Source organism: Pseudomonas sp. BMW13, assembly GCF_013357275.1.
Taxonomy (GTDB): domain Bacteria; phylum Pseudomonadota; class Gammaproteobacteria; order Pseudomonadales; family Pseudomonadaceae; genus Aquipseudomonas; species Aquipseudomonas khazarica.
Map to the genome: position 1 here is coordinate 143,385 of NZ_SUKD01000002.1, position 18,875 is coordinate 162,259.

The following is an 18,875-nucleotide window of genomic DNA, read 5'->3' on the forward strand; positions in this document are numbered from 1 at the left end:
GATGACCTCTGGGCAATTGCTGCAAGCCTAGCTGCTGGCATCGTGCCGCGAGCGTCGTCGCGCTATGTTTTCGTCGGCGTATGCAGGCAAGATAGGGATGTCCGTTCAGTCAGGAAGATGCATCGTGAAAGCCTGCTCAGATGATTTCATCGTTGTTCACACCCCCGAGGAGGCGGTGGACCGTCTCGCCGCCCTGCACCAGGAGGCCACTGGTGCGTTGAGCCAGGCGCTCAAGCGTTATCTCAAGGAGCGCATCCGTCCGGACGCCAGCGAGCACTGCCTGTTCCGCTACCCCGAGCTGCGCCTGACCTACCTGTGCCAGGGCGAGGTGCCGACCACCGTGCGCGCTTACGCCAAGGTGCAGGTGCCGGGAACCTACGCCATCACCGTGACCCAGCCGGCAGCGTTCCGCAAATACCTGCTGGAGCAACTGCGCCCGCTGATGAACGATTTCACCCTGCGCGTGGAAGTCGGCCGCAGCCAGCAGAACATCCCCTATCCCTACGTGGTCGAGGGCGGCGATGAGCTGGCCGGCAGTGGTGTGACCGCCGCAGAACTGGCGCGGGTGTTCCCCAGCACCGATCTGTCCGCCGCCACCGATGGCACGGCCGACGGCCTGTACGACTGGGAAAACATCGACCCGCTGCCGTTGGCGCTGTTCGATGCGGCGCGCACCGACTTTTCCCTCAAGCGCATCCAGCACTACACCGGCAGCGACTGGCGCCATGTGCAGCCGTGGATCCTGCTGACCAACTATCACCGCTACGTCGATCAGTTCATCCGCCATGGCCTGGACATGCTGGTGGGCAACTCGCGCTTCAGCCGCATGGTGCTGCCGGGCAACGTGGTGATCAGTCGCGGTATGACCGAAGGCGAGATGCAGGCGATCATCGAGAACGTGGTCTGGCACCGCTACCAGATGCCGGCCTATCACCTGCAGGCCGAGGATGGCCACGGTGTGACCCTGGTCAACATCGGCGTCGGCCCGTCCAACGCCAAGAACATCACCGATCACCTCGCCGTGCTGCGTCCGCACTGCTGGCTGATGATCGGCCACTGCGGCGGCCTGCGTCAGTCGCAGACCATCGGCGACTACGTGCTGGCGCACGCCTACATGCGCCGCGACGGCATTCTCGATCGCGTACTGCCGCCGCATATCCCGCTGCCGGCGCTGGCCGAGGTGCAGCAGGCGCTGCAGGAGGCGGCCAAGCTGGTGACCGGCGAGCAGGGTGACGAGCTGAAGAAGCGCCTGCGCACCGGCACCGTGCTGACCTACGACGACCGCAACTGGGAGCTGCGCTGGGCCCAGGAACGACCGCTGATCAACCTGTCGCGCGCGGTGGCGGTGGACATGGAAAGCGGCACCATCGCCGCGCAAGGCTACCGCCTGCGGGTGCCCTACGGCACGCTGCTGTGCGTATCGGACAAACCCCTGCACAGCGAGATCAAGCTGCCCGGTGCGGCTGGCGCCTTCTACGAGCGCGCCGTGACCCAGCACCTGCACATCGGCATTGCCGCGCTGGAGCTGATGCGCAGCCAGCTCGACTCGCTGCATTCGCGCAAGCTGCGCAGCTTCGACGAGCCGCCGTTCCGCTGACGAGTACCTGCGTGGCCTGGCGCACAGTCCGGCCACGCAGTGGCGACGCCGCATCGCGCTTTGCCTTAGACTGACGCGCATCATGGATGAACGAGGCAATACGCATGGAACAGGCGCGTCTGCTGCTCACCGCGTTGTGGGAGCCCTTCAGTTTTCTCAGTCTTTTCCTCTACACCGGCCTGGCCTTGTTGCTCGGCGCGGGTGCCGGCCTGCTGCTGGCGTTCAAGCTGCAGCGCCTGGGCTGGCTGGCACGCAACAAGCGCTGGCACCACTGGCTGCTCAAGCTCTATTTCCTGCTGTTGCCGCTGGCCGGCGGCTTCCTCGGTTTCCAGGGCGGGATGCTGTACGGCAGCCAGCAGCAGATCTACCGCCACCTCGACAGTTATGCGCCACTGGTGCAGACCTTGGCCGACGAGGTCTGGAGCGACTTCCAGGCTTATGTCGAAACCCAGGACGAGCAGGGCCAGCTGGCGGTGCGTGATGTCAGCGTGCAGGCGCTGCTCGATCAACTGGCGATGGACTACCTGCGCAGCGAGCGCCAGGCGGAGGCGGCGCTGCGTGCCGACGCGTCGACCGCCGAGCGGATTGCCCTGGACCTGCTCGACCGTCTGCGCGCCAGCCTGCTGGGCAAGGCCATTGGCGAGCTGGCCGTGGAGAAGACGGCCCGCTACAGCGGGCTCGACGAGAAAGTGCTGACGCAGGTGCTGGATGCGCGTATCGGGCAACTGTTCCAGGCCGACTTCCTGCTCGGCCTGCTCAAGCGGCAGATCGGTCATGTCTTCAAGCCGTTCTACATCGCCCTGCTGATCCAGTTTGGCCTGTTGCTGGCGCTGGTCGCGGCGGAGTGGGGCGTCTCCCGCTGGCTGCGCCAGTTGCCTGCGCGCCAGCCGGCCGAGCCGCTGGCGCAGCTCTGATCTCAGGCTGCGGCGGCCTCGTCGCAGAGCAGCTCCGCGAGCACCGCCCGGTCGATGTTGGCGCCGCTGAGCACCACGGCGACGCGCTGCCCGGCGTTGCGCTCGCGCTCCTGCATCAGCGCGGCCAGGGCGGTGGCACCAGCGCCTTCGGCGAGGTTGTGGGTGTCTTCGTGGTAGCTGCGGATGGCGTCGCGGATCTCGTCGTCGTCGACCCGCACGATGCGCGCTGCGCCGGCACGAATCATGTCCAGCGCCAGCTGCTGCGGTTGGCGACAGGCCATGCCGTCGGCCAGGGTGTCGGCGCGTTCGGTCTGCACCAGACAGCCCTGTTCGAAGCTCTGCGCGTAGGCATCGGCGCCAGTGGCGACCACGCCGACGATCTCGGTGTCGAGGCCGAGCAGGTCGCGGGTGCGGATCATCCCGCAGATGCCCGAGCCGAGGCCGATGGGCACGTAGACCCGACGCAGGTTCGGCACCGCCTCCAGCAGTTCCAGGGCGTAGGTGGCGACGCCGCGCACCAGGTCCTCGTGCAGTGACGGCACCCAGTGCAGGCCGTCGCGCTCGGCCAGGCGTGCCGCCTCGGCGCGGGCCTCATCGAAGTCGCGGCCATGCTCGATCACTTCTGCGCCGAGGGCGCGCATCGCGGCGTTCTTCTCGCGGGCATTGCCGTGCGGCACCAGGATGCGGATCGCCAGTCCCGCCGCGCGGGCAGCCAGCGCCAGGCTCTGGCCATGGTTGCCGCGGGTGGCGGTGACCAGGCCACGGACCTGCGGCTCGCGGCGCAGCAGTGCGTCGATGTAGACCAGGCCGCCGCGCACCTTGAAGGCCGCGGTCGGTGCATGGTTCTCGTGCTTGACCCACACCTCGCAACCGCTGCGCTCGCACAGCAGCGGCCAGCTCAGCTGCGGCGTGGGAGTCATGTGGCGGTGGACCAGTTGGGCGCTCTGGCGCAGTTGGGTGAGGTCGAACATGGCAGGGGCTCCGGGTGACGTTGACTCGGATGCTAGTGCGGCGCATTGTATGGGTAAATATTTATATTGCATGGCAAGCAATGTGGCTCCCTGATCTGCAAGACAGCGCCTTACCCACCTACCTGGCATTGGTCGAGGCCATCGCCACGGCGATCGGTCGTGGCGAACTCAAGCCTGGCGAGCGTCTGCCGCCGCAGCGCCGCCTGGCCTGGACGCTGGGCATCAACCCGAGCACGGTGATGCTCGCTTACCGCGAGGCGGCCCGGCGCCACCTGGTTTCCGGCGAGGTCGGCCGAGGCACCTACGTGCTCACCGGTAGCCGCGAGGCCAGCCTTTTCCGTCTCAAGCAGCCGACCGCAGCCGGGGACCTGATCGACCTGTCGACCAACGTCCCGGTGCACGACCCGGACAACCGCGACCTTTCCACCAGCCTCGCGGCGCTGGCGGCCCGTGGCGAGCTGGATATGCTGCAGACCTACCCCTCGGCGGCACTGGTCGAGCGCGCGCACCTGGCGGGCGCCAGCTGGCTGCGCCGACGCGGCCTGGAGCTGGCACCCGGTGGCCTGCTGCTGTGTGCCGGTGCCCAGCAGGGGGTCTCGGCCGCCCTGCTGGCACTCTGCGAGGCGGGTGAGCCGATTCTGGTGGAGCGCTACACCGCGCCTGGGATCAAGGCTGCTGCCCGCCAGCTGCGCCTGCCGCTGCACGGTGTGGCGATGGATCGGCACGGCGTCCTGCCCGATGACCTCGACCGCCAGGCGCGTGCCACGGGTGCCCGCGTGGTGGTGCTCACCCCTTGCCTGCAGAATCCCACCGGCGCCAGCCTGGATGGCGAGCGCCGTGCCGCCATCGCCGAGGTGGCCAGGCAGCGTGGGCTGTGGTTCGTCGAGGATGATGTCTACGGCGTGCTGGGCAGTGAGGCACCTCTGGCGGTGCAACTGCCCGAGCGCTGCCTGCTGATCAGCAGCCTGTCCAAGAGCGTGGCGCCGGGCCTGCGTCTGGGCTTCATCGCCGGAGCGCCGCAGTTGCTCGAGCGTATCGATCGCGAAGCCCAGGCCACGCGCTGGGCGGTGGCGCCGCTGAGCCTGGCGCTGGCCTGTGAATGGATCGAGAGCGGCCTCGCCGAGCAGCGTCTGGCCTGGCAGATCGACGAGATGCAGCAGCGCTGGCGCCTGGCCGCGCGTGTGCTGGGGGCGCGCATGCCGCAGGGCAGGGCGGTGGCACCGCACCTGTGGCTGGACGTCGAGCCGCCCGTTGCGCTGGCCGAGGCCTGTCGGCAGAAGGGCGTGGAGGTGGTGCCCGCCGAGGTGTTCGCGGTCGAGGCCAATCCGGGGCACGCCGTACGCGTGAGCCTTGCCGCTGCGCTCAGCCGGGCGCAGCTCAAGCAGGCGCTGGAGGGGATCTCGGCCGCCTGGCCTATCGGCTGAGGGCCATGTGCAGGATCGGGAACGGCCTGCCGCCGCCATCCAGGCGCGAGCGATCCGTGACCACGAATCCCAGGTGCTGATAGAAGCCAACGGCCTGCGGATTCTGCTCGTTGACGTCGACCCGGGTCGCACCCAGCGCGTCGATGGCATGCTGCATCAGGCGTCTGCCCACGCCCTGGCCGTGGCTGTGCGGATCGACGAAGAGCATCTCCACCCTGTCCTCGGCATGACCGAGGAAGCCAAGTATCCGCCCGGCCTCATCGCGGGCGCAGGTCAGCTGTACGGCGGGGAAATACTGCTCGCGCAGCAGCGGCTTGATCACCTGCAGATCGCTTTCCGGGAGAAAGTGATGGGTGGCACGTACCGCCGCCTCCCAGATCTCCACCAGGGTGGGCAGGTCATCGGGCGTGGGGGTGTCGAGAGTCAGGGGCATGGCGATCGCCGCTCACGGGAAAAACAGGGCGCAGAGCATGCCAGCTCTGCGCCCGTGCTGTCACCGGCTGGCGTCCAGTACCACGCGGTAGCGCGCCTTGCCGCTGCGCAGGTGATCGATGGCGGCGTTCACCTGGCTCATGGGGAAGTGCTCGACCTGCGGCAGAATCTGATGGCGGGCGCAGAACTCGAGCATGCTCGCCATGCTCGATGGCGAGCCCACCGGCGAGCCGGACAGGCTCTTCTGTTGCGGGATCAGGTTGAACACATGCACCGGGATCGCGCTTGGCACGATGCCGACGAAGTGCAGGCGGCCCTTGCCGCGCAGGGTGCCGAGCAGGGCGATCCAGTCGAGGTCGGCGCTGGCCGTGACCAGGAGAAAGTCCAGGCTGCCGGCAATCGCCTTCATCGCCGCGCTGTCGGTCGAGGCCACCACCTTGTGAGCGCCCAGGCGCTTGGCCTCGTCCTGCTTGTTCAGCGACGAGGTGAAGGCCGTCACTTCGCAGCCCCAGGCATTGAGGAAACGCAGCGCCAGGTGGCCAAGGCCGCCGATGCCAACGACGCCGACGCGATCGGTGGGCTTGATGTCGAACTCCAGCAGCGGGCTGAACACCGTGGAGCCGGCGCAGAACAGCGGCCCGACCAGCGCCGGGTCGAGTCCGGCGGGCAGCGGCACCGCCCAGGCCCAGTGCGCACGCAGGCGGTCGGCGAAGCCGCCGTGGCTGCCGACGATGGTCGGCTTCACCGAGCGGCAGAGCTGGTGCGAACCCTCCATGCAGGAGCCGCAGTGCATGCAGCTGCCCTTGTACCAGCCGATGCCGACGCGCTGACCCAGTTCGAGGCCGCGGACCTGCTCGCCGAGGCGCACGATGCGGCCGACCACTTCATGGCCGGGGATGAAGGGGTAGCGGGCATTGCCCCATTCGTTGTCGATCATCGACTGGTCGGAGTGGCAGATGCCGCAGTACTCCACTGCGACCTCGACCTCTTCGGCGCCGAGTGGCCCGGGGTCGTAGCTCAGGCGCTCCAGCGGCGCCTTTGGGGCGGTGGCGGCCCAGCCGGTGAAGGTGGCGAGTTCGGCGCTGTTGCTCATGGACGGCTCCTGAGTGCTGAAGTTGAATCAGCAGCTTAGTCGCTGTGCCAAGCTGTGGAAGCACCATCAGCGCCGCTTATCGTGGGGTACACTGCACGACCCTGTTCCGCTGAAGCCCGTTGCATGTCGCGCCCTCGTCCTCCTGCCAAGTCTCGTCCTGCTGCGCCACGCCGTGTGGCCAAGGCGCCGCCCGCGCAACCGCGCCTGCTGCTGCTGAACAAGCCGTTCGACGTGCTTACCCAGTTCAACGACGACCAGGGGCGCACCACGCTGAAGGATTTCGTCGACCTGCCCGGCGTGTATCCGGCCGGGCGCCTGGATCGAGACAGCGAGGGCCTGCTGCTGCTGACCAATGACGGTCGCCTGCAGGCGCGCATCGCCGATCCCAGGCACAAGCTGCCGAAGACCTACTGGGTGCAGGTGGAGGGTGAACCGAGTGACGAGCAGCTGCAGCAACTGCGCAGCGGCGTGACGCTCAACGATGGCCCGACGCTGCCGGCCGAGGCCCGCCGTCTGGCCGAGCCCGAGCTGTGGCCGCGCAACCCGCCGGTACGTTTTCGCAAGAGCGTGCCGACCGCCTGGCTGGAGTTGGTGATTCGCGAAGGGCGCAATCGCCAGGTGCGACGCATGACTGCCGCTGTCGGCCTGCCCACCCTGCGCCTGGTGCGCGTGGCCATCGGCCCCTGGCGTCTGGAGGGGCTGCAGCCTGGCCAGTGGCGCGAGGTCGCGGCCAGGCTGGAGTGACACTCAGGCGTTTTGTCGCAGCGCCCGGGTGCCGGCGAACATGATCTGAGTCAATAACCGGCCTTGATCACGGCGATACCTTTGTTCAGCACTTCACGCCAGGCCTGACGCACATCGGCGTCGCATTCCTTGTCGTGTTCGCTGATGGTCAACAGCAATGCGTCGAGCCACAGGTCGTAGAGTTCGGGGCGGATGTCCAGATGCTGGCGCGAGTGCGACTCGCCGAGGGCGCGCAACTTGGTGTCGGGCATACCACGGGCATGCATCACCAGGTTGAGGATGCCCTGGCGCAGCAGCTGCTTCTGCGCGGTCATGTCGGTGTCGACGAACTTCTCGCGGATCAGTGGTGAACTCGCAAGGAAATGGCGGTAGAAGCTGTCGAAGAAATCTGGGCTGGCGCAGCAGCGTCCATAGCTTTGCATCACCAGATTGGCGGCGCTCATGTGAACTCCTTGTTAACAACGGGCCGTTTCTGCTGACGGCTTGGGGTCGGTGAGAAATTGTGTGGGGCGGGCGCCGGCGTCAGTTGTGGATGCCGCGCGCGGTCTCGATGATGTAGGTGATGATCGGCTTGGCCAGGAAGGCGAACAGGCACAGTCCCAGGCCGAGGAACAGAATGGCGGTACCCAGGCGGCCGGCCTTGGACTTCTTGGCCAGGTCCCAGATGATGAAGAACATGAACAGGATCAGTCCGCCCACCAGGACGTACATCATCAGCGCTTCGAATTGTTCGGTTTCCATGGAGCCTCGTGATTCGGATGGAAAACGCGGGGCTGGCATTATACGCGCCCTGATCCAGAGCGCGTCGTGATCCTGTACTCCCTGCGACCTTCAGTCGCGCAGGTGTTGCAGCGGCAGCTGAGTGCTGGAAAGGATCTGCTGCAGCACGAAGCTCGAGCGCACGCTGGACACCCCGTCGATGCGGGTCAGCGTACCTAGTAGCAGCTTCTGATAGTGATCCATGTCCGGCACCACCACCTTGAGCTGGTAGTCGGCATCCATCCCGGTGACCAGGCAGCACTCCAGCACCTCGGGGCACTTGCGGATCTCCTCCTGGAAATGCTCGAAGCGCTCCGGCGTATGCCGGTCCATGCCGATCAGCACGTAGGCGGTCAGGCTCAGGCCGAGTTTCTTGCGATCCAGCAGGGCGACCTGGCCGGTGATGTAGCCATCGTCTTCCAGCTGCTTGACCCGGCGCGAGCAGGGGGAGGGCGACAGGCCGATGCGTTCGGCGAGTTCCTGGTTGGACAGGGCAGCGTTGCGCTGCAATTCGGCGAGAATGTTCAGGTCGTAACGGTCGAGTTTGTCCATTTTTCTACTGGCTCATTATTGAATTGCGATAAATAGTGCTCCTTTAGCTGTAAATTGCGCAATCGATAAGTTTGTAAGCAATCTTAGCAATCTTATTTCGGCGCCATGGGCGTAAGCTTTCTCTCAGTTTCACGGCCCGGACGATAAGTCCTACCGGCATCGCCCAACCAGGTGAGTCGGCGCCGACGGTCCTACCGGATCGCACCGGCACCCGGGTCCGCACTGCCCAACCAGGCGGGCGACGAAAGCGGCGACAACACCGCCAGCACCGGACAGATTTCCCGAGGGGGCCGCGAGGCCCCTTTTTTATTGCCCGCTGTCTGGCAGGGGCTGGTGGGGGATCAGTGCTTGACCACTTCCTGCGGGTCGGCATGCACCAGCACTTCGGCACGTGGGTAGCGCTCGTGGATGGCCTTCTCCACGGCTTCGCAATGCTCATGCGCCTGCGACAGGCTCATCTCGCCGGGAAGCTCCAGGTGCAGCTGGACGAACCAGCGCGTGCCGGAAACGCGGGTGCGCAGGTCATGCGCGCCGAGTACGCCGGGGACGGCGCATGCCAGTTCGTGCATCTGCGTGCTGACGTCGGCGGGCAGCTCCTCGTCCATCAGCACGGCCACCGCGCCGCGAACGATGCTGATGGCGCTCCAGAAGATGTAGAGGGCGATGCCGATGGCGAAGAGGGCGTCCATCTGCAGCCAGCCGAAGCGGGTCAGGAGCAGGGCGACGAGGATGCTGCCGTTGAGCAGGATGTCGGAGCGGTAGTGCAGGGAGTCGGCGTGGATCGCCGTGGAGCCGGTTTCGCGCACCACCTTGCGCTGGAAGGCCAGCAGGCCGATGGTCAGCGCCAGGGCCAGCAGCATCACGGCGATGCCGGCTCCTTCGGCTTCCAGTGGTTGCGGCGTCTGCAGGCGTTCGAGGCCCTGCATGCCGATGAGAATGGCGCTGACGCCGATGAACAGCGCCTGGCCGAGCCCGGCCAGAGCCTCGGCCTTGCCGTGACCGTAGCGATGGTCCTCGTCGGCAGGGCGCAGGGCGAAATGCACGGCGACCAGGTTGATCAGCGAGGCGGCGCTGTCGAGCAGCGAGTCGGTGAGGCCGGCCAGCAGGCTGACCGAGCCACTCAGCCACCAGGCGACGGCCTTGGCCAGTACCAGGGTCAGCGCCACCGCGAGCGCGGCCCGGGTGGCCAGGCGCATCAGCCTGGCATGCTGCGGATCGTGCATGGACTCAGGCCGCCGGGCGCAGGCCGTAGGTGGCCAGCTGTTCGCTGCTGCCGCTGTGCTGGATCAGGCGCGGGTCGTCCAGCGGCAGCTGGTGGCCGGTGCTGGTTTCGATCAGCGCCTTGAGCGCCAGCGGGTCGACCTGGCCGTCAGCACCGACCAGTTGCTTGAGCTGTTGCGGGTCGACCTGAGCGGTCTGCCCTTCCGGCAGGTAGATGGCGCCGGTGGCGAAGTCCACGGCGAAGGCGATCAGCCCGGGGATGACGTAGAACAGGATGCCAATGGCGTTGGCGCCGGCGATCACGGGGTCGATCCTGCCCTCGATCTGGCCGCGACGATCCGGGTAGAAGATCGAGCCGCAGGCCGTCAGTTGAGCCAGCAGGGTCGCGGCGACGACGCCAGCGATGACACGGGATTTCGTGCGCATGAGCACCTCCAGAAAAAGTGGCGCAACTATAGCAGTTCGCCATTGCAAAACCGCGACGTGCACGCGGTTGCCAATGAGACCGGTCAGGGCGCCGGCGGTTCGCCATGCCGAGCTGCTCTATAATCGCCGGCTCGCTGTGGAGATATGATGAACACCCTGCCTATCGACGTCCTGTTACCTGCCTTGCGCGCGGCCCTGAGCGAACGCCACGAAGTGGTGCTGGAGGCCCCGCCCGGCGCCGGCAAGACCACCCGCGTACCCCTGGCCCTGCTCGATGCACCCTGGTTGGCCGGGCAGACCATCGTCATGCTCGAACCGCGTCGCCTGGCCGCGCGGGCGGCTGCCGAGCGTCTGGCCAGCGAGCTGGGCGAGCGCGTTGGCGAGACGGTGGGCTATCGCATCCGCCTGGACAGCAAGGTGGGGCCGAACACCCGTATCGAGGTGGTCACCGAAGGTATTCTCGCCCGGCGTCTGCAGGACGATCCGGCGCTGGAAGGCGTCGGCCTGGTGATCTTCGACGAGTTCCACGAACGCAGCCTGGATGCTGATCTGGCTCTGGCGCTGACGCTCAACGGCCGCGCCATGTTCCGTGCGCAAGACAGCGGTGAGGCGCCGCTCAAGGTGCTGCTGATGTCCGCCACGCTGGAGGGCGAGCGCCTGGCCAGCCTGCTGGGCGATGCCCCGGTGCTGCGCAGCGAAGGCCGCATGTTCCCGGTGGATATCCGCTGGGGGGCGCCGTTCCAGGCTGGCGAGTGGATCGAACCCCGGGTGCTGCAGACCGTCCAGCAGGCACTGGCCGACGAGCCCGGCAGCCTGCTGGTGTTCCTGCCCGGGCAGGCGGAGATTCGCCGGGTGGCCGAGCAACTGGGCGAGGTCCTGGCGGGGCGCGACGACATCCTGCTCTGCCCGCTGCATGGCGAGCTGGACCTCGACGCCCAGCGTGCGGCCATCGACCCGGCGCCTGCCGGCAAGCGCAAGGTGGTGCTGGCCACCAACATCGCCGAAACCAGCCTGACCATCGACGGTGTGCGTGTGGTGGTGGACGCCGGTCTGGCGCGCGTCCCGCGCTTCGACCCCGCCAGCGGCATGACCCGCCTCGACACCCAGCGCATTTCCCGTGCCTCCGCCACCCAGCGTGCGGGGCGCGCAGGGCGCTTGCAGCCCGGCGTGTGCTACCGGCTGTGGTCGCAGAGCCAGCACGAACAGCTCAGCGCCTATTCCACGGCGGAAATCCTCCAGGCCGATCTCGCCGGCCTGGCCCTGCAACTGCTGCGCTGGGGCGTGACGCCACAGGAGCTGAGCTGGCTCGACATGCCGCCACAGGCCGCCTATGCCCAGGCGCTCGATCTGCTGGGACGGCTCGGCGCCCTGGATGCGCGCGGCGCCTTGAATGCCCACGGGCAGGCCATGGCCGAGTTGCCCAGCCACCCGCGAATCGCCCATCTGCTGCTGCGTGGCCAGGCGTTGGGGCTGGGCGCATTGGCCTGTGACCTGGCGGCGCTGCTGGCGGAACGCGACATCCTGCGCGGTGGCGGCGCCGACCTGCACAGCCGCCTGGCCCTGCTCGGCGGGGAAGGCCGCGTCGCACGTAACGCACAGGGCGCCGTGCAGCGCGCCCGGCAACTGGCCCGGCAGTTCCGCGGGCAGCTCAAGGGGCGGCCGGTGACGCAGGCGGTGAGCGACCCCGATCAGCCGCGCTGGCTTGGTTGCCTGCTGGCGTTCGCCTACCCCGATCGCATCGCCCAGCAGCGGCGTGCCGGTGGCGCCGACTACCGCCTGGCCAATGGCCGCGCTGCGCAGTTCGGCGAGGCCGATGCCCTGATGAAGCACGAATGGCTGGTGGTGGCCGATCTGGGTAGCCGCCAAGGGCAGCGCGAGGAGCGGATCTACCTGGCGGCCGATCTCGACCCGGCATTGTTCGCCGGCGAGCTGGCCGAGCAGGTCGAGGAGCAGGAGGTGCTCGACTGGGACGAGCGCGAAGGTGCGCTGCGTGCCGAGCGCCAGCGCAAGGTCGGCGAGCTGGTGCTGGAGCGCCAGGCCCTGGCCTCGCTCGATGAGTCGGCGCGCTGCCGGGCGCTGGTTGGCCTGGTGCGGCGCAAGGGCCTGGAACTGCTGCCCTGGACGCCCGAGCTGCGCCAATGGCAGGCGCGCGTGGCGCTGCTGCGCGAGCTGGACCTGCAGGCGCAGGGGCAGAGCGAATGGCCGGACCTGGCCGATGCGGCGCTGCTGGCCAGTCTCGATCAGTGGCTGAGGCCGTTCCTGGGCAAGGTCAACCGACTCAGCCACTTCGCCAGCCTCGACCTGTCGGCGATCCTGCAGACGCTGCTGCCCTGGCCGCTGCCGCAACGCCTCGACGAGCTGGCCCCGCGCGCGCTGAGCGTGCCGTCCGGTTCGCGCATCGCCATCGATTACACGGAAAACCCGCCGGTACTCGCGGTGCGCCTGCAGGAGCTGTTCGGCCTGGCGGCCACGCCGCGCATCGCAGGCGGTCGCCTGGGCCTCAAGTTGCACCTGCTGTCGCCGGCGCGCCGGCCGGTACAGGTGACCCAGGACCTGGCCAGCTTCTGGGCCAATACCTACCTGGACGTGAAGAAGGACCTGAAGGGGCGCTACCCGAAGCTACCACGCAACGTGGCGTAAAATAAAGCGCCGCGTAACGTTCTCTGATTGACAGAGTGCCTGACAAATGCGACACGTAACGTCAGGTATTGACAGATTATCAGAGTGGAGAGTCTTGTGGCTGCTTTTCAGAACCCTGATCACGAAGGTCGACTGGTAACCATCCCCCAGGTGGTGGATGCGTTTGCTGATCTTCACTTCACCCAGGAACCCCTAGGATCAGTGCCCACGGTCATACAGACTGCTGATGGTGAGCAAAAAGGTTTTCAAGTAAACGACGCACTTGGCGATGCGGTGGCCAGAAGCGTTTTTAATCTTCCATTTCTATTCCATCGCAGTGGTGAACCTTGGCTTGAGGCTAATTCGTACCTCATTAGCCTTGTTAAAGATAAGCACGCTCAAACTCGACCAACAGATGATACAAGACGTCAAGCTAGTCGGCTCTTGGATTACTTAATCTTCTGTGAAAACAATAATGTCGATTGGCTCGATTTCTCCGGGAAGCGACTGCCGCAGCGGCCAACATATAAGTACCATCGTTATTTGATGGATATGCCAGAGCGAGGCCCTCAGGTCGCTAATCAATATACCGGGACGGTTTATCGGTTTTATAAATTCGTATCACAGAGCTGGCATGATATCGATATTTCACGAGTCGACTCAGTAAAGCAAATATCGCTCTTTATTGAGGATCGTTATGGGCTTAGTAAGAGGATCACTGTCGAGAAACGGAGTCAAACTCAAGCGTATAACCGCCGTAAGATCGTCCCAATGGGGTATGTCGATGATGAGGGGGAGTGCCTACGTCCGCTAAGCAACGTGCACCTGGCTGAAGTGGTGGCTGCGGTCAATTCTGACGAGTGGAGTGCGCTGGATCGACTTATAGTGCTGTTTGCGGTTATGACTGGAGCTCGCAAACAAACCATTTTGACTATACGAGTCAAGCACATTCAGCGGTTGATGGATGGAAAGTTACAGTCAGATGGGACTTATGTCTTAAAAGCTGGGCCGGGCACTGGAATTGATACTAAAAACAACAAACCTCAAGTCTTATATGTGCCCAGGCAACTAGCTATCGACTTGTTGACCTACATTTCCAGCTCGCACGCTAAAAAGAGGAGGCAAGGATTCCAGGCTTCGTACGCCGCAAAATACAGTGAGCTTGATCTGATCGCTGATGAAGACATGTATGTCTTTATTTCGGAGCAGTGCAACTGCTATTACATGGCTTCGTCCGATCCACGTTATAAGTTTGTCAAATCCAGACCAACAGGGGCGGTTACCAATAATCTGAAGGAGAAACTGCGAAAAAGCGTATCCGCAGACTTTCCAAAGGATTTCACTTTTCATTGGCTAAGGGCAACTTTTGCGTACCAGTTGCATCAGTTGCTACAACCCAGATTAAAAGATGGGACATTGCAGCCGGGGGACGATGTTTCAATTATCCAGTCACGCCTGCATCATGAGCGTCGTGAGACTACAGAGAATTATCTGAAGCTATTTTCTATGATTCCTGAGAAAATAAGGGCTCAGGAAAGTTATGAAAGTGCGCTTTTCATGTTTTCGTCATACAAAGATTTGATTGTGGGTAAGATTTGATGGATGTCGATTATAAGGCTAGAGATGTCCATGTTATCGAGTTGTCTGACATGGGGCGAGATCACTCGATCCTATCACCCCAAATGCTTGCTCTGAATTTGCCCAAAAGAGCCACCCCCTTAGATGTGGGCGTCTTTGCATTCTCCGTTCGAGGTCGACTCGATTCTCGAAAAGGTACGTACTGGGTTGATGAGAACTCACTGGTACCGAGTCGGAAGAAATTGATCATTGCGTTGTTGGACTTTTTCTATATATCTGGTGCTAGACCTGGTTCTATCAATACCGCCATCAAGAATTTCGAATACGGCGTAAGTTGGTGTGATGCTAATGGGTGCGTAGATGTGTTTTGTGATCCGCAGTCTGCAAGAACTGCTTACTTTAAATACTCTAATCATCTTTTTCAGAATATTCTCAGTCCTAATGGAGGGACGCCGCTTACTAATCGTACTCGTCAGATGATATTTAGGAGGGTCTTGCAGCTTCAGTTTCCGGAAAGCTATGAGAATATTGTGGCGGGTGTGTCAAGTATTAGTTGCAAAAGAGAGGGTTTGGAGCCTCCTGAGAAAGAATCTGTAAGCAATTATTTAGATGTCACGCTAAATATTGCACTCACCTTTTCAAGGTTCTTAATTGATGGAGCGCCTTTCCCTCTGCGATTTGAGGCTCCAAGCTATCATACATACATTTTTCCCGGGAATGGGCATTTTGTAACCCCATACTCACCGAAAGATTCATCTTATAATGCTTATGATTTTGTTGAAGGTAGGATTAAATCTATTTCGGAGGTGAGCGAAACTGGTATCAAGGAACCGCTGGTTAGTGTATCGGATGCGCATACAAATTTACAGGATGCTAATTCTGATCAATTTCACACTTCAAGAATGCGCCTAGCTAGCCTTGCAATGCTTGCATATGCGAGTGTAATCAACATGGTTGTAGGCGCCAATTCCAGCGAGTTAACACAGTTTTTGTATGATGATGCTTTGGAGCTTGTTAAGTCGCCTCTAAAAAAGGAGTTGTCTGCTGTCAAGTTAAGGGCTCAAGGCCTGGGGGTTCGTTATCCAATTGGGCGCGGGCCAGGGTTGCAAATTCTTAAGGAATATTTGTTATTCAGGGAATGGGTGCTCAATGGTCGTGATTGTGCTTATCTGTTCTTTAAGCCAATTGTTAACAGCCCTGCTGGCCGCGTATGGGGCAGTGAGAAGCTAAATCCTGACTACTCTAATTCATATTTTAAAAGGGTCAGGGGAGTTTTTTTGCCGGATAATTTTAAGAATATACCTCCAGCTCGTGTAAGGAAGTACAAGAGTCTCACTCTTCATTTGTTGAGGCACTCTCCGTTCCTAGTGTCCGCAGTTATGAATCACCTCCCTAATACAAATTTGCAATCTTATTCAGAGATAGGAGTAACTGACCACAAAGCTGAGTTCTCAAGCTACTGGGAAGCAGTTAGAAAGGCTGCTGCTAGGGCCAGGGATGCGGATCAGAAAGATAGTGTATCCATTGCTACAGGTCACTGTGGGGGAATGAACACTCCAATCAAAGATATCCCTGTGGTTGCCATTGAACCTGATTGTAACTCACCATACGGTTGCTTGTTTTGTGAGAACTACCAAGTGCACTCCGATGAAACAGATGTTTTTAAGCTGACCAGCTTCCAGTATGTAATTGATGCTATTAGACGGAATGCGCCGGTTATTAGTTTCTCAGAGGAGACTTTCAGGGATTTGGCGGTCAGAATTGAATTTGTATTAGACGCGATTTCCGAAAAGTCGGAACCAGCACGTGTATTGGTTGAGGAGGTCAGGCGTAAAGTTTTTTATCTGGGCATCTTAACGCCATTTTGGGAGCAAAGGCTTCAGCGGTACGAAAAGATGGGGATATACCTGTAATGGTAGATGTTTTCGATAGCATTGGGGAGGAGATTGATAGTCTAAGTAATCTCTCGGAAATCCCTGTTGATCCGATGTGGCGGCCCGCTGATGACTTTGTGATTTGTCGCGACCTAGATGGAAAACCAACAGCTGTATATGGCGGAGCTTTTTGGGATCTCAATCCCATGCGTCTGAGTACCAAGCCTTTACGTTTAATTAGGTTTGACAAAATCTTTCAATCGAATTGCGCCGATGTAATGCCGCTAATTTCAGAGGTTCGCTATCTCGTTTTCTGTCTCTTATTTTCTGCTAAGTCGGGCAGGCTTGGAAGAATGAGTGCCGGTGGGATTGTTATGCATGCAAGGGCTATAAGAGCGGCAGCTCGATTCTGTTACAGTCAGAGAAATAATCCACTAGTCGGTGTGATTAGCCTTAGTCAGCTATTCTCAACACCAGCATACATGAGTTCCTACAAGTCTTGGATGGACTCCAATAATATTGCAAATGCTGTTAGGCTGCACACGCGCACGCTGATTCTTCATTTGAATAATATTGGTGAGTCGCGAGTAGGCTTTCCTGTTAAAGGAGTTTTCGGGGAAACATTCGGTGGTCAGAAAATTAAAGGTAATCAGACCCCAATCATTCCAACGAGAATCTACGTTGGAATTATCAACGATTTGGGCGATTTTTTAGACATGCTTTACAGTTGTAAAGATCGCCTTGAAGACCTAGTTTATTTGTTTCAAGACCCATGCTTTGGGCGCAGTGAGCGTCAGCAGATCAACCGTTTTAATATTGATGTTTCATCTCTACGTCCCACTCTCGGTCAGGCTATCGTGTCTCATGATCTTGGCTCCCTGTTTACGGGTGATCTCCAGCCTTTGGGTTATAGGAGGGCTGGTTATCGCTCAGGGTTTTGTACCGTATTAATGCGGATTCAATGGGTACTCAAAAATATTGTTCACCTATATACGGGTATGCGGGACGATGAGGTATTGCGCCTGCCCTACAATTGTATAGACTCAGAGGAGCTGACATCTACAACATCCGATGATGAGGGGGTTGTTCGTGATCCTGAAATGATGGTCAATGTGATTTCTACTACGACGAAGTTTTCTGGGTATCGCAAAGAGGCAGCCTGGCTCGCTACCGAGAGCGTTGTGCGTGCGGTTGAGGTTGCTCAAGCAATTTGCAGGGGGATTTCACACCTATACAGTGTTGATCATCGAAAGATGCCTTTATTTTTGAGCCCAGTTGTAATCAATATGCCTGATGCCGAGGCTAAGGTTTGCTCTTTTACACAGTCACATCATTCTGATTTATTTGGTAAGTACTCTATTCTAGAGTCTGATCTTGCAGAATTGGAAGCCAGTGATCCTTCCCGCAGTTTCACTGATGATGAGAAGTTTCAGCTAGGAGCCACTTGGCGATTTGCCAGTCACCAATTCAGAAGGTCGCTTGCATTCTATGGTAGTAGCAGCGGATTTATCTCTCTTCCGAGTCTTCGCAAGCAGTTTAAGCATTTGTCGACTCAGATGACGCGCTATTATGCGAATAATTTTGACAGGCTAAAGACTATTTTTGGTTACTACGACGAGGATAAGCAAGATTTTGTTCTTCCGAAGAACCATTTCTTGTTCGAGTATCAAACGGGCGTCCCCCTGAATATTGCCTACGATCTCCTCGATCATGCATTCGGCGATGGTTCAGTTTTATTCGGTGGTGTTGGTACTTACATCTCCAGCCAACGTGAAAAGATGGGTGCTGGCGATATCCATGTCGCTGAGCTTCGGAAGGATACCGAGAAACTGGCGAAGGAAGGAAAAATTGCCTACCGGGAAACATTGTTAGGTGGATGCACCACAGTCGGAAAATGCGACTCCTATCTATTGGGAAAAGCCGTGAGCTGCCTGTCCTGTGATGAAGGCATCATTGAGAAAGAGAAGCTGGAGAGCGCCATAGCCGATGACGAGGCGTTGCTTGAACGGTTAGAGCCGGGCACTGGTGAGTATCAAGTGGTCGAGTCTGAACTGAATGGCTTCAAGAAATTCCACCAGAAATTCATCTCTGTAAAGGCGGTGGAGTGACATGACATCGAATGGCCTTGCGAAGTGCTATGAAGCCTTCGAGCGTCTGAAAGCCGGCAAGCCCCTCGTGGCTAGCCATGTCGATCTGCCGCCCTCCAAACTTACCGCTGGCATCGTGAGCTTTGAGGCAGGTCTCGACAGGGGCTATTTGAAGAAGAGCCGCCCAAGCCACCTGCCGCTGATTGCTCAGATCGAGGCCTACCGCAAGAGCTTTGGGTCTGCGGACGCCTCAAAAGCGATGCAGATAAAGCGCGCCAATGACAAGGTCGATAAGGCCCGCAGAGAGCTTGAGATCGCTAGACAGCAGCTTTATCACGTCATGGCGCAGAATGTTCAGTTGGTTGAAAGAGTTCGTTCTCTAGAGGCCCAGGTTAAGCTGCTAAATAACGTCAAAGAGCTGAAGCCAGGAAGCAAGCGAGGCGGAAGTTGATTTCCCCACAAGGCGGTCGATAGCTGGCCGATGGTCTTTCCGGCCTGTCCAATCTAATACTGCTAGGCCCAGCGCACGCACTTTTCAGCTGCGTGTGCGGTCGCGCATGACACCTATCGACGCCCGCTGTCGC

Annotated in this window: 17 protein-coding genes; 9 read left to right on the plus strand and 8 right to left on the minus strand. The window is 60.7% G+C overall.

All coding sequences use genetic code 11. The features are described 5' to 3' along the window. Positions 1-97: 97 nt before the first annotated feature. Complete coding sequence (gene amn, locus E4487_RS01765; RefSeq protein WP_052178386.1) at positions 98-1,597, plus strand: AMP nucleosidase; 1,500 nt, start codon at positions 98-100, stop codon at positions 1,595-1,597. Positions 1,598-1,701: 104 nt separating this feature from the next. Further along, the gene (locus tag E4487_RS01770; protein WP_134675734.1) at positions 1,702-2,511 is read left to right on the plus strand and encodes a hypothetical protein; all 810 of its coding nucleotides are present in this window, start codon (positions 1,702-1,704) and stop codon (positions 2,509-2,511) included. Between the two features lie 2 nt (positions 2,512-2,513). Here E4487_RS01770 and E4487_RS01775 read toward each other — a convergent pair whose 3' ends face one another. After that, complete coding sequence (locus E4487_RS01775) at positions 2,514-3,482, minus strand: threonine dehydratase (protein ID WP_175252587.1); 969 nt, start codon at positions 3,480-3,482, stop codon at positions 2,514-2,516. 80 nt (positions 3,483-3,562) lie between these two features. Here E4487_RS01775 and E4487_RS01780 point away from each other — a divergent pair, with 80 nt between their 5' ends. Beyond that, positions 3,563-4,906 carry a PLP-dependent aminotransferase family protein gene (locus E4487_RS01780; protein WP_175252588.1) on the plus strand — a complete coding sequence of 448 codons (1,344 nt, stop codon included), beginning with the start codon at positions 3,563-3,565 and terminating at the stop codon, positions 4,904-4,906. On the opposite strand, the gene E4487_RS01785 is transcribed toward E4487_RS01780, so the two are convergent. Together E4487_RS01785 and E4487_RS01790 are read right to left on the minus strand one after the other, a co-directional pair. Then, a complete protein-coding gene (locus tag E4487_RS01785) occupies positions 4,896-5,339 on the minus strand; it encodes an acetyltransferase (protein ID WP_134675731.1) in 444 nt (147 codons plus the stop codon). The two genes, E4487_RS01780 and E4487_RS01785, sit on opposite strands and share 11 nt — an antisense overlap. Positions 5,340-5,399: 60 nt before the next feature. Continuing rightward, positions 5,400-6,431, minus strand: a complete 1,032-nt coding sequence (locus E4487_RS01790; RefSeq protein ID WP_134675730.1) for an NAD(P)-dependent alcohol dehydrogenase — start codon at positions 6,429-6,431, stop codon at positions 5,400-5,402. A gap of 174 nt (positions 6,432-6,605) precedes the next feature. On the opposite strand from E4487_RS01790, the gene E4487_RS01795 reads away from it, so the two are divergent. After that, positions 6,606-7,175 (plus strand): pseudouridine synthase, encoded by a 570-nt coding sequence (locus tag E4487_RS01795; protein WP_134675812.1) that lies wholly within the window; start codon positions 6,606-6,608, stop codon positions 7,173-7,175. Positions 7,176-7,225: 50 nt separating this feature from the next. Here E4487_RS01795 and E4487_RS01800 read toward each other — a convergent pair whose 3' ends face one another. From E4487_RS01800 to E4487_RS01820, 5 genes are all read right to left on the minus strand, one after another. Then, positions 7,226-7,618 (minus strand): globin, encoded by a 393-nt coding sequence (locus tag E4487_RS01800; protein ID WP_037051667.1) that lies wholly within the window; start codon positions 7,616-7,618, stop codon positions 7,226-7,228. 79 nt (positions 7,619-7,697) lie between these two features. Beyond that, positions 7,698-7,916, minus strand: coding sequence for a DUF2788 domain-containing protein (locus E4487_RS01805; RefSeq protein WP_175252589.1), 219 nt, complete (start codon positions 7,914-7,916; stop codon positions 7,698-7,700). A gap of 90 nt (positions 7,917-8,006) precedes the next feature. Then, positions 8,007-8,486 (minus strand): Lrp/AsnC family transcriptional regulator, encoded by a 480-nt coding sequence (locus tag E4487_RS01810; RefSeq protein WP_037051675.1) that lies wholly within the window; start codon positions 8,484-8,486, stop codon positions 8,007-8,009. A 341-nt stretch (positions 8,487-8,827) separates the two neighbouring features. Further along, positions 8,828-9,709, minus strand: coding sequence for a cation diffusion facilitator family transporter (locus tag E4487_RS01815; RefSeq protein WP_037051678.1), 882 nt, complete (start codon positions 9,707-9,709; stop codon positions 8,828-8,830). A gap of 4 nt (positions 9,710-9,713) precedes the next feature. Beyond that, positions 9,714-10,133, minus strand: a complete 420-nt coding sequence (locus E4487_RS01820) for a polyribonucleotide nucleotidyltransferase (RefSeq protein WP_175252590.1) — start codon at positions 10,131-10,133, stop codon at positions 9,714-9,716. A 147-nt stretch (positions 10,134-10,280) separates the two neighbouring features. On the opposite strand from E4487_RS01820, the gene hrpB reads away from it, so the two are divergent. The 5 genes from hrpB to E4487_RS01845 all read left to right on the plus strand — a co-directional run bounded on the left by hrpB (position 10,281) and on the right by E4487_RS01845 (position 18,742). Then, positions 10,281-12,773, plus strand: a complete 2,493-nt coding sequence (hrpB, locus tag E4487_RS01825; RefSeq protein WP_175252591.1) for an ATP-dependent helicase HrpB — start codon at positions 10,281-10,283, stop codon at positions 12,771-12,773. 96 nt (positions 12,774-12,869) lie between these two features. Further along, positions 12,870-14,351, plus strand: coding sequence for a site-specific integrase (locus tag E4487_RS01830; protein WP_175252592.1), 1,482 nt, complete (start codon positions 12,870-12,872; stop codon positions 14,349-14,351). Further along, positions 14,351-16,243, plus strand: coding sequence for a hypothetical protein (locus E4487_RS01835; protein WP_175252593.1), 1,893 nt, complete (start codon positions 14,351-14,353; stop codon positions 16,241-16,243). Before E4487_RS01830 ends, E4487_RS01835 begins: the two co-directional genes overlap by 1 nt. Further along, on the plus strand, positions 16,243-18,312 hold the full coding sequence (locus E4487_RS01840; RefSeq protein ID WP_175252594.1) for an integrase: 2,070 nt from the start codon (positions 16,243-16,245) through the stop codon (positions 18,310-18,312). Before E4487_RS01835 ends, E4487_RS01840 begins: the two co-directional genes overlap by 1 nt. Before the next feature lies 1 nt (position 18,313). Beyond that, positions 18,314-18,742 (plus strand): hypothetical protein, encoded by a 429-nt coding sequence (locus tag E4487_RS01845; protein WP_175252595.1) that lies wholly within the window; start codon positions 18,314-18,316, stop codon positions 18,740-18,742. Positions 18,743-18,875: the final 133 nt, after the last annotated feature.